This is a genomic window from Catenovulum maritimum, from assembly GCF_001050375.1.
GTDB lineage: Bacteria > Pseudomonadota > Gammaproteobacteria > Enterobacterales > Alteromonadaceae > Catenovulum > Catenovulum maritimum.
Genome location: NZ_KQ130498.1, coordinates 51340 through 65184, shown reverse-complemented (window position 1 = coordinate 65184; position 13845 = coordinate 51340). Strand labels below are relative to the sequence as shown.

Here is a 13845-nt window from a genome sequence, read left to right as displayed (position 1 = left end):
ACAAAGATCCACACGCCCTGAATATAACTATATACGTTAATTTAGTTAAGATACATGCTTCAGCAGCCCCTTGTGTAGCTTGATACAGACAAGCTAGACTAGCTAAAGTTTCTATTTATAGTGATTTAACTAGGTAGAAGACAAAATTAGGGTTAAGTAAATCTTGAACTTAACCCTAAATAACAGCTTTCCTAGATTGAAATAGGCGCTTTAATATGTGGATGCGGGTCGTAGTCAACTAATTCGAAGTCTTCAAATTTAAAGTCGAAAATGTTTTTCACATTCGGGTTAATTTTCATTTTAGGCAAAGGACGAGGCTCTCTGCTTAACTGTAATTTAGTTTGCTCTAAGTGATTTAAATACAAGTGCGCATCACCTAAAGTATGGACAAAGTCGCCTAGCTCTAAGTCACAAGCTTGCGCTATCATCATAGTAAATAATGCATAGCTTGCGATATTAAAAGGCACACCTAAAAAGATATCTGCACTACGCTGATATAGCTGACAACTTAACTTATTGTCGGCAACATAGAACTGAAATAACGTATGGCATGGCGGTAAAGCTTGTTTACCTTTTGCTGCATTTTCACTTGGCGAAAATTTTGTATCAGGCAGTACACTGGGATTCCACGCACTTATTAACAAGCGACGAGAATCAGGCGTTGCTTTAATTTGCTCTATTAGTTCTGAAAGCTGATCAATAGATTGACCATTTTGTGTAGGCCAACTGCGCCACTGAGCGCCATATACAGGGCCAAGTTCACCTTCTTCTGTCGCCCAATCGTCCCAAATTTTTACACCATTATCATTTAAATATTTGATATTGGTATCGCCAGCAATAAACCATAATAATTCATGAATAATAGAGCGTAAGTGGCATTTTTTAGTGGTCACTAATGGGAAACCTTCGGCCAAATTAAAGCGCATTTGATGACCAAACACACTCACAGTGCCTGTACCTGTTCTGTCTGTTTTAGTTGTGCCGTTATCCAGCACGTGTTGCATTAAATCTAAATATTGTTTCATGCTGGGTTTACTCCTGAATTGGATTTATTTTTTGTGTAAGCAAAAACGATAACAATTAAACCAACGATCACCATAGGTAAAGATAATAACTGGCCCATAGTGATATAACCATTCATAAAATCTTGTAAATGAGCGTCAGGCTCTCTGAAATATTCCACAATAAATCTAAATGAACCATATCCAATTGCAAACAGTGCCGCAACTGCACCGACTGGGCGTGGCTTTTGACGATATAAATTCAGTATAATAAACAGAACTAAGCCTTCTAAAATACACTCGTATAATTGCGATGGGTGACGCGGAATACCACCTGCATTTGGAAAAATAATAGCCCAAGGAACATCCGCTTGGCGCCCCCATAATTCAGCATTGATAAAGTTGCCAATACGGCCAAAAAACAGGCCAATAGGGATCATAGGCGCAATAAAGTCGGCAACCTGTAAAAATTTAGTATTGGTTTTATATGCAAACCAGAACATAGCAGCTACTACACCTAAAAAGCCGCCATGAAAAGACATGCCACCAGACATAATATCGAATAAATAAAGCGGATCAGAAATGAAATGCTCAAATTGGTAAAATAGAACATAACCAATTCGCCCACCAAGCACGACACCTAAAAAGCCGTAAAATAAAAAATCGCTAATTTGTTCTTTGTTCCAATAACAATCGTGTTGTCCTACTCTTCGATTTGCAAAATACATAGCCCCGACAAAACCGAGTAAGTACATTAATCCATACCAGCGTAATGCTATCGGCCCTATGCTGACAATAATCGGGTCAATCGCTGGAAATATCCAATATTCGTTCACTGAGTTTTCTCCAAAATCAGATACTAATAAACATCTTGATAGCCGAAGCGGTTAAAGCTACGCCTAAACTAATTCGTATGACTTTTTCTGAAAAGAAAGTCGCCATTTTTGCTCCCACAGGGGCAAATAATACAGAGGTCGCTATAATGCCAAAAAATGCAGGTAGATAGATATAGCCAAGCATATATTCTGGTAAATTAGTTTCGTTTACCCCTGTAATCAAATAACTAATTGACCCAAACACAGCAATAAGTAAACCACAGGTAGCGGAAGTACCAACAGCTTTCCTAGCTTCTAAACCTAGCCAAATTAAAGCAGGACCCAACATAGTACCACCACCAATTCCAACTAAACTAGAAATAATCCCAGTGACAAAGCCAATTAATGACAACCAACTACGACTATGAGCATAATCAGCAACAGGTCTCACATAACGTTTACCAAACACGACATATAAGCCAAGGAAGGAACAAAAACAGCCAAAAATAATCGCCAGTAATTTGCCGCTGAATTGTGAGCCTAAAGTAGCGCCTAGCATAGCGCCAAACATTAAACCAGGAAACAGACTAAACACAGCAGGCCAAACCACATTATGATTTTTTCTATGTGTGTATGTAGAAGAGATAGCAGTAAAAACAATTGTTGCTAGCGAAGTACCAACTGCAATAACCATCACCTTATCGTCAGGAATACCTGCCCAAGGGAGCACGACTGACAGCAAAGGAACAACAACTAATCCTCCACCTATTCCTAAAAAACCAGCTAAAATGCCAGCAAAAACACCTGTGGCTAGAAAAATTGCAGCTAAAGTTAAATCCATGAAAAGCTCTAATTATTAATATTATTTACCAGCGCGGATAAATCCACCTAATTGATTTTGCTCTAGTAATACCTCAACAAGCTGCCTGACTTGCTCAGGGCTAGATAAAGATTTAGTTTGAAACTTTAAGTTTTGAACTTGCTCAACACTTGTATGCTTTAAGACCCACTTGGCTTTCAATAAGCTTTGCGCACTCATACTAAAGTTTCTATATCCCATCCCAAGCAAAAGCAGTAACCCAACGGGTTCCGAAGCCATTTCGCCACATATACTAACAGGCATAGCATATTTTTCACATTGTTCTGCAATATATTGAAGCGCCTCTAATACCCCTGGGTGGTAATAATCGTATAGATTAGCGACACGAGAGTTATTACGATCAACAGCTAATAAGTATTGGGTTAAATCGTTAGTCCCTACCGAGAAAAAATCGACTAGTTCAGATAATAGGCCTATCTGGTACATGGCAACTGGCACTTCCAACATAACCCCTACTTTAGGATAAGAGATGACTTGGTCATATTCTTCGCTGAGCTCTGTATGCGCTTGCTCTATTAATCTCAAGCATTCAATAACTTCATCGATAGAAGTAATCATTGGCAACAAAATTTGTAAATTACCTCTGCCCATATTGGCTCTGAGCATTGCCCTAACTTGGACTAGCAATATCTCTGGGTGATCTAATACCATACGAATACCGCGCCATCCCAAAAACGGATTGTCTTCTTTAATTGGGAAATAAGGCAAAGGTTTATCACCACCGACATCCAAAGTTCGCATACAAATAGGTTTATTCGGATACGCATCTAGCGCTCTTTGATAAAGCTCCATTTGCTCCAGTTCAGAAGGAAAGCAACTTCTGATCATAAATGGAATTTCGGTACGGTATAAACCGATGCCATCTGCTTTTATCCCTCGAGCAACCTCAAAATCAACCGCTAAACCGGTATTTATATTAAGTGAAACTGGGATATTATCCTTGGTTTTGGCAGCATCTTTTGCAATGCTTTGAACTAGTAAATCTAATTCTTTTTCTTCGGCTAATAAAGCTTGATATTCTTTAGTGACAATCGCATCTGGGTTAAAAAATACTTGTCCACTGTAACCATCTAATACAGTTGCTCGACCATCTAGATGATTCAGTGGCAAATCTTCTAAACCCATAACAGCTGGAATACCGAGCGCCTTAGCTAAGATAGCCGCGTGAGAGTTATTTGAGCCTTTGATCGAACAAATGCCTTTGAGTTTCTCTCTTGGTAACTCTGCGAGCATAGAAGCTGTCACTTCTTCCGCAATCAAAATTAAATTCTTCGGTAGAGGTCTCTTATCTAATTCTTTTTGTACTATATTAGTTAAAACTCTTTGCCCTATATCACGGATATCCGTCATTCTTTCTCTAATATAAGGATCTTCCATTTGTTCAAACTCAGCACAGATTTCTTCAATCACTATTTTCAGTGACGTCGCTGCATTCCATCCGTTATGGATTTGCGCGTGTACTTTCTCCCCCAACAAATTGTCATTCAACATATGGTGGTATACATCAAAAATAGCGGATGTGTCACTTGGCAGAATTTGATTCATCTTACCGGATAAAACGCTTAATTCTTGTTGGGTTACTTTTACTGCCTGTTTAAAACGAACAATTTCACGCCCTATATTATGGGTTCGTCGCGGTAAAATAGAGCTAAAACTAATTTTAGGCTGGATGATAAAAGCAGTACCGATTGCAATACCGCCAGAGCCGGCTACGCCTTTTAATGCTCTTGAACGGACATTATTCCGCTCTACTCTATCAATTGCTTCTCGAGCTTCCACGTGCGCGATAGCACCACCTAATTGAGCAGCTAACGTAACAAGAAAAGCAACTGAGTTTTGATCATACATTTCTGCATCTGATTGCTGCACACTGATAATGCCCAAAACTTTTCTTTGGTGAATAATGGGTGCGCCGAGAAATGAGTTGTACGATTCTTCTAAAACTTGAGGGGTAACTAAGAATCTGGGATGTTGTCTTGCATTAGCAATATTAACGGGCTCTTCTTTCTGACCGACTAAACCAACTAAACCTTGGTCATAATTAATCACGACGGAGCCTACGGCTCTTGGTGACAATCCATCAGACGCCATGAGTAAATAATGCCGACTTTCATCATCGGCAAGATATATAGAACAACACTCTGTTTGCATAGTTTGTTTTACAAGCTCAGCAACCCTGTGTAGGCCTTTCTCCAACACAGTTTGGCGATTAAACTCATCAACAATACGCTTAAGAGTGGTTATCATCGTCGAAACAATCTCCGTTTCTTATTTTCTTTTTTTCTATATGGCATAGCGATAGAAGCGAATTCACGCATTACTTTGCGATAGACATCCCGTTTAAACGAAACAACCTGACGAACTGGATACCAGAAGCTTACCCAACGCCATTCATCAAACTCAGGATGATCTGAACTTAGTAAATTTACTTCACTTTCATGACAAGTTAATTTAAGTAGAAACCACTTTTGCTTTTGGCCGATACAAACTGGATTTGAGTCCTTACGAATAAGTCGCTTTGGCAATCTATATTTATGCCAATTACGGGTATAGTAGAGAATTTCAACATCCTGCTTTCTTAACCCTACTTCTTCGTATAACTCTCGATACATAGTTTGCTCGGGGGTTTCACCTTCATCCATTCCACCCTGTGGAAATTGCCATGAATGCTGCCCATAACGTCTTGCCCAAAAAACTTGACCAAATCCATTACAGATCACTATGCCGATATTGGCACGATAACCATCGGCATCAATCACACTGTTACTCACAATAAAAAATACATATAAGCCATGATTCTTTCACAATCTTGTCACATGAGCAAACACCAAAAATTGATTCGGATAAAAAACTTCTAAAAATTTAATTTTTTATGAATAAAAAAATTAAATTAGCCTAAAAAACGACTTAAAACGAGCTTTAACTCTTCAACTTCAATCGGTTTGGTTAAATAATCATCCATTCCAGCTTGATAACAAATTTCTTCATCCGCGCGAAAAGCATGCGCAGTTAATGCAACGATAGGCGTATTTTTTCGTTCATCAATTCGTTTAATGACTTTAGTTGCACTTAATCCATCTAGCACAGGCATTTGTAAATCCATAAAAATAAGATCATATTTTTTTGCTTGAACAGCATCAATGGCTTGCTGACCATCAAATACAAGATCGACATTTAATTTAAATGATTCTAATAAATTTTTAATGACTTCTTGGTTAATATGATTGTCTTCAGCAACTAATATTTTTCGATTAACCCAAGTCAAAAATTGATCTGAATCTAAACTTGCTTGCGACCTGAAAATAGCAGCTAATAAAGCTTTACTGTCTGAAAATTTAGCGATGTAATCTAGCTTGTTAAACCGAGTAGAATCTGACGTTTGTCCTAGTGCAATCCACCTTATTTTATCATCTAGTGAAGGGACATAAGGAATCAAGTCAAAATCAAATAATACGATATCAGCTCTTGCTGCCGTAAACTGCTCTAGTGAAGTATCTTCAACTAATTCGACTTGGCAATTTAGCTGATTTAGTAAAGATTGATAGTAATAAGCCTGCAAAGGATTTTGAGTAACCAAGATAATTTTTAGTTGCTTGATTAAATTTGTTTGATATTCAGATAAACGGCTGTCTGCTAAGCAAGGCATAACTGGAATAATAATACTAGTATCGGTTCCTTTACCTAACTGACTGGACATTCTAATTTGCCCATCAAGCAAGTTAACTAACTTATTAACGATAGACAAACCGACGCCACAACCAGAGAATTTTCGGTTTACATCTTTTTCAGGGTAATATTTTTCATTAATAATAGAATCTAGTACAGACTGAGCGATACCTACACCAGTGTCATGTACTTCTATAATTAAGGTTTGAAATTTGTTCTTGGATAAAAAACTAATATCCAAAGATACCCTTCCCCTTTCGGTGAATTTTACCGCATTCGATAGTATGTTATCTAATACTTGAGCAATCGCTTTCGCATCTGATTGCAGCCAAATAGGCGTGTTCTCAGTGACTGATATTTCAAAATTAATATCTCTGAGCTGACATGAGGCTAAATAGGGTTCAGATACTTCATCCACGAGCTTAAATAAATTAAATGGCTGCTTTTTTAACACAACCAAATCTCTTTCTAGCTCAGAAAACTTCATTAACGAATCTAATATTTTTAATAAATCCCTCGCACTGTGTTGTGCCTTTACAATATTAGTTTGTAGTTGATATGGATTTTCTTCAATGATTTTAAGCATACCTATAACGCCATTGAGCGGCGTCCTGACTTCATGGCTGATATTACTTAAAAGATGCGTTTTCAAATCATTCGCTAATTCAATTTTTTGCTTTGCTCTTTCAACTTCAGCCTTATGCTTCTCTATTGCTTTAATACTGGTAATAACCAGTTTATTTAATGGTTGGAAAATATATTTAAGTTCCGCAAGCAAAATAAAGATAACCAGTAATATAATTAAGATTTTAATGAGTTTTAATTGGGAAATAGATTCAGCGGCTTGCTTTTCATAAAGGTTAACGACCTGATTTAAGCTTTGTAACAGACTTTCCATTTGCTCAAGCTGAAAAAGTAGTTGATATCCCGAATGGGCATTAGTCTCTAATAGCCGATCAACATCTAGATAAAAATCATGTAGTAACGAATTGATGCCATTGTTATCATTCTGGTACAACTGAGTTATCTGACTAAAATGAACGCCATTAAATAAACTCAAGCTCACTTCTTGCTTAAGATGGGTATGATTTGACTTTAATTCGTCTAACGATACGCGAAGTAAGTTCTCATTCTGCTGTCTGATCTGCTCATTATTAGCGTGTAAATAGTATGAAGCATGCAAGCTAATTTTTTGCGATAACATCCTTTGTTTACCGGCCATATTAATATAGTAAGCAAAATCATCCTGCTGCTCTACATAATAGAAAACAAATAAAGAAGAGGCTGTAGTCACGACTAAGATGATGCCGATAGCCAAACGATAATGAAATTTTATTTTGTTAAAAATAGAAGTTGTAAATTCAGGCAAAACTCATTCGCAAATAAATCATTCCAATGCAAATGAGTGTAGGTAAGGTTAGAGTATTATTCGAGAAAAATTGTAAAAAATTAGCAAGTTTTACAGCTGCGGCAAAGTTTCACATTCATCAAATGAGCAAAAATAATTAAACCTGCACCCAAAGCAATTAAATATGGGTGGAAGTCCTCTCCTAATGATTCTTTAAGAGAATAGATAATACCACCTAAAGCAAGGCAGTAAATTGGGTACATTTTTCTGTGATAACGTTTAAAGCCAGTGAATAAAGCAATAAAACCAGCAAGCATAGAGATAATCAAAACAATATTTTCAAATGTATGATCACCCACAAACGAAAGACCAATTAAAGGTAAGACAGGCAGCAACAAAGGAAGAAAAACACAATGGATCGCACAAACAGAGGCAATTGTAATACCTAATTTATCTAATTTATTGTTGCGATTAAAATCAGATTGCATGCCAAAACTCCAAATACAGTGTTAAGTTATAATATAACACAAGGCTAAATGTTACGCTATAACATTTGCGTCGACAAAGAGAAAGAATTTGATAAAAAATGGTATAAAAAAACGTGCAGAAAGGAAGTAACTAATCAAATTTTTTAGTGAGTGAGATTTTTACTGCTAGGTAAAAATATAAAACAAAATTAAGTGGGTATAAATCAATTAAATTAACAAGAATTTTGGGGCTTCAGAAACGAAAACACCGCCCAGCAAGACGGTGTATTCTAATTCTTGAATCAAAGTACGATATCAGGCTTAAGCTTCAGGGATTACTTCAAGCTTGATAGTCGTTGTCACGTCTGCGTGTAATTGTAATGCGATATCGAACTCGCCAGTTACACGAATAGTGCCGTTTGGTAAACGAACTTCAGACTTAGCAATTTCTACACCTGCAGCCGTGATTGCATCTGCAATATCACGAGTACCGATAGAGCCAAATAATTTACCTTCGTCACCTGCTTTAGATGCGATTGTAACTGTGGCTAATTCTGCGATTTTTTCAGCGCGAGCTTCTGCTGTTGCTAAAACGTCTGCTAATTTCGCTTCTAATTCTGAACGTTGTTGTTCAAAATGTTCAATGTTGGCGCCAGTTGCAGGAACTGCTTTTCCTTGTGGGAATAAGAAGTTACGAGCGTAGCCCGCTTTAACTGAAACTTGATCACCTAAGCTGCCTAAGTTGGCAATTTTATCGAGAAGAATGATATTCATCTTGCTACCTTTAAACTATTTAAACTAGGCTATTAAGCGTGTAAATCAGTGTATGGTAACAAAGACAAGTAACGAGCGCGTTTGATTGCGCGAGCTAGTTGACGTTGATACTTAGCACTGGTGCCAGTGATACGGCTAGGAACGATCTTGCCGCTTTCTGTAACATAGTTTTTTAGTGTAGCGATATCTTTATAATCGATTTCACTTACGCCTTCTGCCGAGAAACGGCAAAATTTACGACGTCTGAAATAACGAGCCATTGGCTATCTCCTAATTAATACGGTCAATTTGTTGTGCATGCAAAATTATGTGGCTAATTCCATTACTAGCTTTGTGGCTATGAATGAAACCTGTCACTTTAACTTGCACTCCCAACTCTAAAATTTGAATTTGTCTTTCTAATGCTTGTCCGCTCGCTAAAACTCTAATTCGGCAGTAGACTCTTCTGGGTAAATCAGCTTCAATCTGCTCTGAAACATGTTCCATTGCAAACTGAAAGTGAGGAATGCCAGCTGGGCTTACCGTTCGTTTTACAGCTTTAACTATCTCACCTGAAATAATCAGGCAATTATCGAACACTCTTACTCAGCAGCTGCTTCAGTAGAAGCTGGTGCTTCTGCTTTTTCAGCGCGAGGTGCACGAGTAGATTCTTCTCTTTTAGCCATTGGTGAAGCTTCAGTAACAACTGATTTAGTACGCATAATGATGTTACGTAAAACTGCATCATTAAAACGGAAAGCTGTTTCGATTTCTTCAATAGCTGAAGTTGGCGCTTCAACGTTCATAAGAACGTAGTGAGCTTTATGCAATTTTTCAATTGGATAAGCTAATTGGCGACGACCCCAATCTTCCAAACGGTTAATTTGACCGCCAGCATTAGTGATAACGCCAGTGTAGCGCTCAATCATACCAGCAACTTGTTCACTCTGGTCAGGGTGAACCATAAATACGATTTCATAATGACGCATTTATTGCTCCTTACGGTTTAGTTAGCCCCGAGAACAGCTCAGTCAAACTGTCTATTGAGGCAAGGAACTTCGAAATGACTGATTAGAGGGCGCGAATTGTACGGTAAGCTTGAGGTGATCACAAGTAATAACGCATTTGTTGATAAAATAACCTAACTAAATGCTTGCTCACAAGCCAGAGTCTCAGTATCTTGCATTCAAAAAAGGATAAATAATGCAAAAAATTACAATTAGCTTACTCGCATTTTGCGCCGGTTTTTCGATTATGTCATTTGAATTATTGGGTGGCAGAATGTTAGCGCCTTACTTTGGTAGTAGCGTTTATGTTTGGGGAAGCATAATCACAGTCTTTATGCTCGCCTTATCCATTGGATATTTATCAGGCGGAAAATACTCGCTATATAGACCGAATCTAAAAAAATTCGCGATCATTTTCTTAGTCGCTTCAATTGCTTTATTGCCAGCAATCTATTTTTCAGAATATTTTTTTGAATTTGTATTTCAACGAGTTGAAGATCCTAGGTATGGTTCATTATTGGCATCTTGCTTAGTCTTCCTAGTTCCAAGCATGATCATGGGGATGATAGCGCCTTATTCTGTGAGGTTACTCACTGTATCTGCCGACTCATCTGGTAGCACTGCTGGGTTTCTATATTTCATCTCTACCTTAGGCAGCGCGATTGGCACTATAATGACTTCGTTTTATCTCGTTCTCTGGTTAGAAGTAGATCAAATTCTTTGGTTCATTTTATCTATCCTTGCGACTTGTTCTGGTTTGGCATTCGCTAGCTTTTATTTCACTAACAGTAAGATATTAGCAACGAATGAAAACACTCTAAGCACGGAGAATTAAAATGAGATACAGCATAATTTTAATGGCTATCAGCTTTATGTTTAGTTTAAGCGCCAACGCCAAAGAAATACATAAAGAAAGATCTATCTACCGGAACGTTGTTATCACAGAAAAAGACCAGATTCGTTGTATGCGGTTTGAAACTAGGCGCAAGAAAGTCAGCAACCAAACCTGCATAGACTTATCAGACAAACAAAAACTCGTATTCGAATATACTCAAGGCATACTAGCTGGGCTAGCAATACAAACTAAACCAAGTCGTGTGCTCATTTTAGGCTTAGGTGGCGGCACTCTATCGAATACGATTAACCAAATATCGCCGACAACCGAAATTATCGCAGTCGACATAGATCCCGTTGTAGTAAAACTCGCTAAAAGGTATTTTGATTACAAAGAAAATGAGCAAGTAAAGACTGTCATTCAAGATGGTAGAGTCTACGTAAAAAGAGCCTTACTTAAACAAGAAAAGTTTGATTGGATTATATTGGACGCCTTCAATGGTGACTATATACCGGAGCACATGATGACTAAAGAGTTCTTAAGTGAAGTCAAAGGTTTATTGACTAATGAAGGGATCATTAGTGCGAATACATTTAGTAGCAGTGAACTTTATCATTATGAGTCCGTGACTTACCAAAACGTATTTAATCAACTGAAGATTTTTAAAGCGCCAACCAAAGGCAACCGGGTTATCTTTGCTTGCAATTGCGATAAGCTAACTTTTCCAGAAAAAATCCCGCTTACGTTAGAGAATCACTTCTCGATTTACTCTATGAAGTATCTCAACATAGTTTCACAAATAAATGATAAGGTAGATTGGAATCTAGATTCGCCAATGCTCACCGATCAATACTCGCCAGCCAATCTACTGAAATGATCAACTAGCCTTAATAATTTAATTAAGGCTAAGCTATCTTAAAAAATTAACCTTAATGATGTGATAACCAAATTTGGTTTTAACCGGACCAATAACTTCACCAATTTTGGCATTAAAGACAGCTGCTTCAAAAGGCTTAACCATAACACCGCGTTTAAATTCACCCAGATCGCCGCCTTTCTTAGCACTTGGGCAATTAGAGTGTCGACGAGCTAGCAGTTCAAACTTTTCACCTTTTTTAACCTTTGCCATTATGTCCGCGGCTAGATCTGGGTTTCTCGTTAAAATATGTTGAACGGTCGCAAAGGTAGGCTTAGCGCTCATTTTTTTACCAGCATATAAAACCATCAAGATTCCTCTCTATAAATAAACAAAAAAGCCAGCGATATCGCTGGCTTTTGCTCATTGCTTTAGTAAGACTTACTCAGCAAATGGGCTACGTACTATCATAGTTTCGTTGCGATCTGGGCCAGTTGAAATAATATCAACTGGTACTTCTAAAATCTCTTCGATACGTTTGATATAAGCTTTAGCTGCTTCAGGTAACTTGTCGTATTCAGTTACACCGAAAGTTTGTCCGTCCCAACCTGGCATTGTTTCATAAACAGGTGTTACTTTTTCATAACCTTCTGCAGCCATAGGTGGTACGTTAGAAACATTACCTGCTTCATCTTGGTAACCAATACAAATTTTAATTTCTTTTAAACCATCTAAAACATCTAGTTTAGTTAAGCAGAAACCTGTAATTGAGTTGATTTGTACTGCACGACGCATAGCTACGGCATCTAACCAACCAGTACGACGTAAGCGACCTGTAGTTGCGCCAAATTCATGACCAACATCACCAAGGTGTTTACCTACTGGATCTTGCTTATCAAGACCATCGTAAAGCTCTGTAGGGAAAGGACCTGAACCAACACGAGTTGTATAAGCTTTAATGATGCCTAAAACATAATCCAAGTTACATGGGCCAAAACCACAACCAGTAGCAACACCACCAACTGTCGTATTTGAAGACGTAACAAAAGGATATGTACCGTGGTCGATATCTAATAAAGTACCTTGAGCACCTTCGAATAAAATAGATTCGCCAGACTTACGAGCATTATCTAAAACTTCAGTAACATCAACAACCATGTTAGTTAAAGTTTCACGTAATGCTAAAGCATCTTTTAACGTTGTTTCATAATCAACAGCTTCGGCATTGTAATAATTAACTAGCATGAAGTTATGATATTCAACAACTTCTTTTAGCTTAGTTGAAAATTGCTTCTCGCAGAACAAGTCACCAACGCGTAAACCGCGACGTGCTACTTTATCTTCGTAAGCTGGACCGATACCACGACCTGTTGTACCAATTTTGTTATTACCGCGAGCGGCTTCACGAGCTTGGTCAAGCGCAACGTGATATGGCAAAATTAGTGGACATGCTTCACTAATCTTTAATCTTTCTTTAACTGGTACGCCACGCTTTTCAAGCATAGTCATTTCAGTTAGTAAAGCTTCAGGAGAAAGCACAACACCATTACCGATAATACAAGTAACATTGTCTCTTAAAATACCTGAAGGAATTAGGTGTAGAACCGTTTTTTCACCGTCAATAACTAACGTATGACCGGCATTGTGTCCGCCTTGATAGCGAACTACGTATGAAACTTTATCAGTAAGTAGATCAACTACCTTACCTTTACCTTCGTCACCCCATTGAGTGCCGAGAACAACGACATTTTTACCCATAATACTGTGTCTTTTCAAAAAACAGGTCGCGGATTCTACCAATTTGTTGGCGGAAGATCACCCATTATGGACAATAAATTACAAGTTTTAATTAAACTACTGAAAAGAATAAGCAGATTAACATTAAGATCTCAGCTTATTAACTTATCCACAATATAATTGTACCGATTAATAAAAGAATAAAGCCCATTTGACGGAGTTGTTTAGCAGGCATAGTTGCGACTTGTAGCATGTAGTTTTTCCACTTATTTGGAATCAGAAAAGGCGCGATACCTTCAACAATCAAAACCAAGGCAATTACTTTTAACCAATCCATTTCACCTCCAATTAAAACCATAGATGACTAAAACACAATCCATAAAACAAAAACCCCGCCAGAAAAAAGCGGGTTTGCCATTAAACAAAAAACCGCCAGAAAAAAGCGGGGTTTGCCATTAAACAAAAAACCGCCAGAAAAAG

General features: G+C 37.8%; 16 protein-coding genes. 2 read left to right on the top strand and 14 right to left on the bottom strand.

All coding sequences use genetic code 11. The annotated features are described in order from the left end of the window. Positions 1 to 191 precede the first annotated feature (191 nt). The 11 genes from XM47_RS14720 to rpsF all read right to left on the bottom strand — a co-directional run bounded on the left by XM47_RS14720 (position 192) and on the right by rpsF (position 9919). Positions 192 to 1025 carry a thymidylate synthase gene (locus tag XM47_RS14720; RefSeq protein WP_048694113.1) on the bottom strand — a complete coding sequence of 278 codons (834 nt, stop codon included), beginning with the start codon at positions 1023 to 1025 and terminating at the stop codon, positions 192 to 194. Then, positions 1022 to 1837, bottom strand: a complete 816-nt coding sequence (gene lgt, locus XM47_RS14715) for a prolipoprotein diacylglyceryl transferase (RefSeq protein ID WP_048694112.1) — start codon at positions 1835 to 1837, stop codon at positions 1022 to 1024. Before lgt ends, XM47_RS14720 begins: the two co-directional genes overlap by 4 nt. 16 nt (positions 1838 to 1853) lie before the next feature. After that, positions 1854 to 2657: a sulfite exporter TauE/SafE family protein gene (locus tag XM47_RS14710; protein ID WP_048694109.1), complete on the bottom strand. Its 804-nt coding sequence runs from the start codon at positions 2655 to 2657 to the stop codon at positions 1854 to 1856. A 21-nt stretch (positions 2658 to 2678) separates the two neighbouring features. Further along, positions 2679 to 4943: a phosphoenolpyruvate--protein phosphotransferase gene (gene ptsP / locus XM47_RS14705; RefSeq protein WP_048694107.1), complete on the bottom strand. Its 2265-nt coding sequence runs from the start codon at positions 4941 to 4943 to the stop codon at positions 2679 to 2681. Beyond that, complete coding sequence (gene rppH / locus XM47_RS14700; RefSeq protein ID WP_048694104.1) at positions 4940 to 5455, bottom strand: RNA pyrophosphohydrolase; 516 nt, start codon at positions 5453 to 5455, stop codon at positions 4940 to 4942. The genes ptsP and rppH overlap by 4 nt, the downstream gene beginning before the upstream one ends. A gap of 131 nt (positions 5456 to 5586) precedes the next feature. Continuing rightward, positions 5587 to 7731, bottom strand: coding sequence for a response regulator (locus XM47_RS14695; protein WP_048694103.1), 2145 nt, complete (start codon positions 7729 to 7731; stop codon positions 5587 to 5589). An 80-nt stretch (positions 7732 to 7811) separates the two neighbouring features. Continuing rightward, positions 7812 to 8198 (bottom strand): MerC domain-containing protein, encoded by a 387-nt coding sequence (locus XM47_RS14690; protein ID WP_048694098.1) that lies wholly within the window; start codon positions 8196 to 8198, stop codon positions 7812 to 7814. A gap of 300 nt (positions 8199 to 8498) precedes the next feature. Then, positions 8499 to 8951, bottom strand: a complete 453-nt coding sequence (gene rplI / locus XM47_RS14685; protein WP_048694096.1) for a 50S ribosomal protein L9 — start codon at positions 8949 to 8951, stop codon at positions 8499 to 8501. Between the two features lie 32 nt (positions 8952 to 8983). After that, the gene (gene rpsR / locus XM47_RS14680; RefSeq protein ID WP_048694093.1) at positions 8984 to 9211 is read right to left on the bottom strand and encodes a 30S ribosomal protein S18; all 228 of its coding nucleotides are present in this window, start codon (positions 9209 to 9211) and stop codon (positions 8984 to 8986) included. A 10-nt stretch (positions 9212 to 9221) separates the two neighbouring features. Continuing rightward, positions 9222 to 9530, bottom strand: a complete 309-nt coding sequence (priB, locus tag XM47_RS14675) for a primosomal replication protein N (protein WP_048694091.1) — start codon at positions 9528 to 9530, stop codon at positions 9222 to 9224. A gap of 2 nt (positions 9531 to 9532) precedes the next feature. Then, entirely contained in the window at positions 9533 to 9919 is a 387-nt protein-coding gene (gene rpsF, locus XM47_RS14670; protein WP_048694088.1) for a 30S ribosomal protein S6, read from the bottom strand. Positions 9920 to 10133: 214 nt separating this feature from the next. Between rpsF and XM47_RS14665 the strand changes: the two genes are divergently transcribed. Further along, on the top strand, positions 10134 to 10772 hold the full coding sequence (locus XM47_RS14665) for a fused MFS/spermidine synthase (protein ID WP_048694085.1): 639 nt from the start codon (positions 10134 to 10136) through the stop codon (positions 10770 to 10772). Position 10773: 1 nt separating this feature from the next. Then, positions 10774 to 11649, top strand: coding sequence for a spermidine synthase (locus tag XM47_RS14660; RefSeq protein WP_048694083.1), 876 nt, complete (start codon positions 10774 to 10776; stop codon positions 11647 to 11649). A gap of 33 nt (positions 11650 to 11682) precedes the next feature. On the opposite strand, the gene XM47_RS14655 is transcribed toward XM47_RS14660, so the two are convergent. The 3 genes from XM47_RS14655 to XM47_RS14645 all read right to left on the bottom strand — a co-directional run bounded on the left by XM47_RS14655 (position 11683) and on the right by XM47_RS14645 (position 13702). Further along, the gene (locus XM47_RS14655; protein WP_048694080.1) at positions 11683 to 11997 is read right to left on the bottom strand and encodes a peptidylprolyl isomerase; all 315 of its coding nucleotides are present in this window, start codon (positions 11995 to 11997) and stop codon (positions 11683 to 11685) included. Positions 11998 to 12069: 72 nt separating this feature from the next. Then, positions 12070 to 13386: an adenylosuccinate synthase gene (locus XM47_RS14650; protein WP_048694076.1), complete on the bottom strand. Its 1317-nt coding sequence runs from the start codon at positions 13384 to 13386 to the stop codon at positions 12070 to 12072. A 139-nt stretch (positions 13387 to 13525) separates the two neighbouring features. Then, positions 13526 to 13702, bottom strand: coding sequence for a DUF2065 domain-containing protein (locus XM47_RS14645; RefSeq protein ID WP_048694187.1), 177 nt, complete (start codon positions 13700 to 13702; stop codon positions 13526 to 13528). Positions 13703 to 13845: the final 143 nt, after the last annotated feature.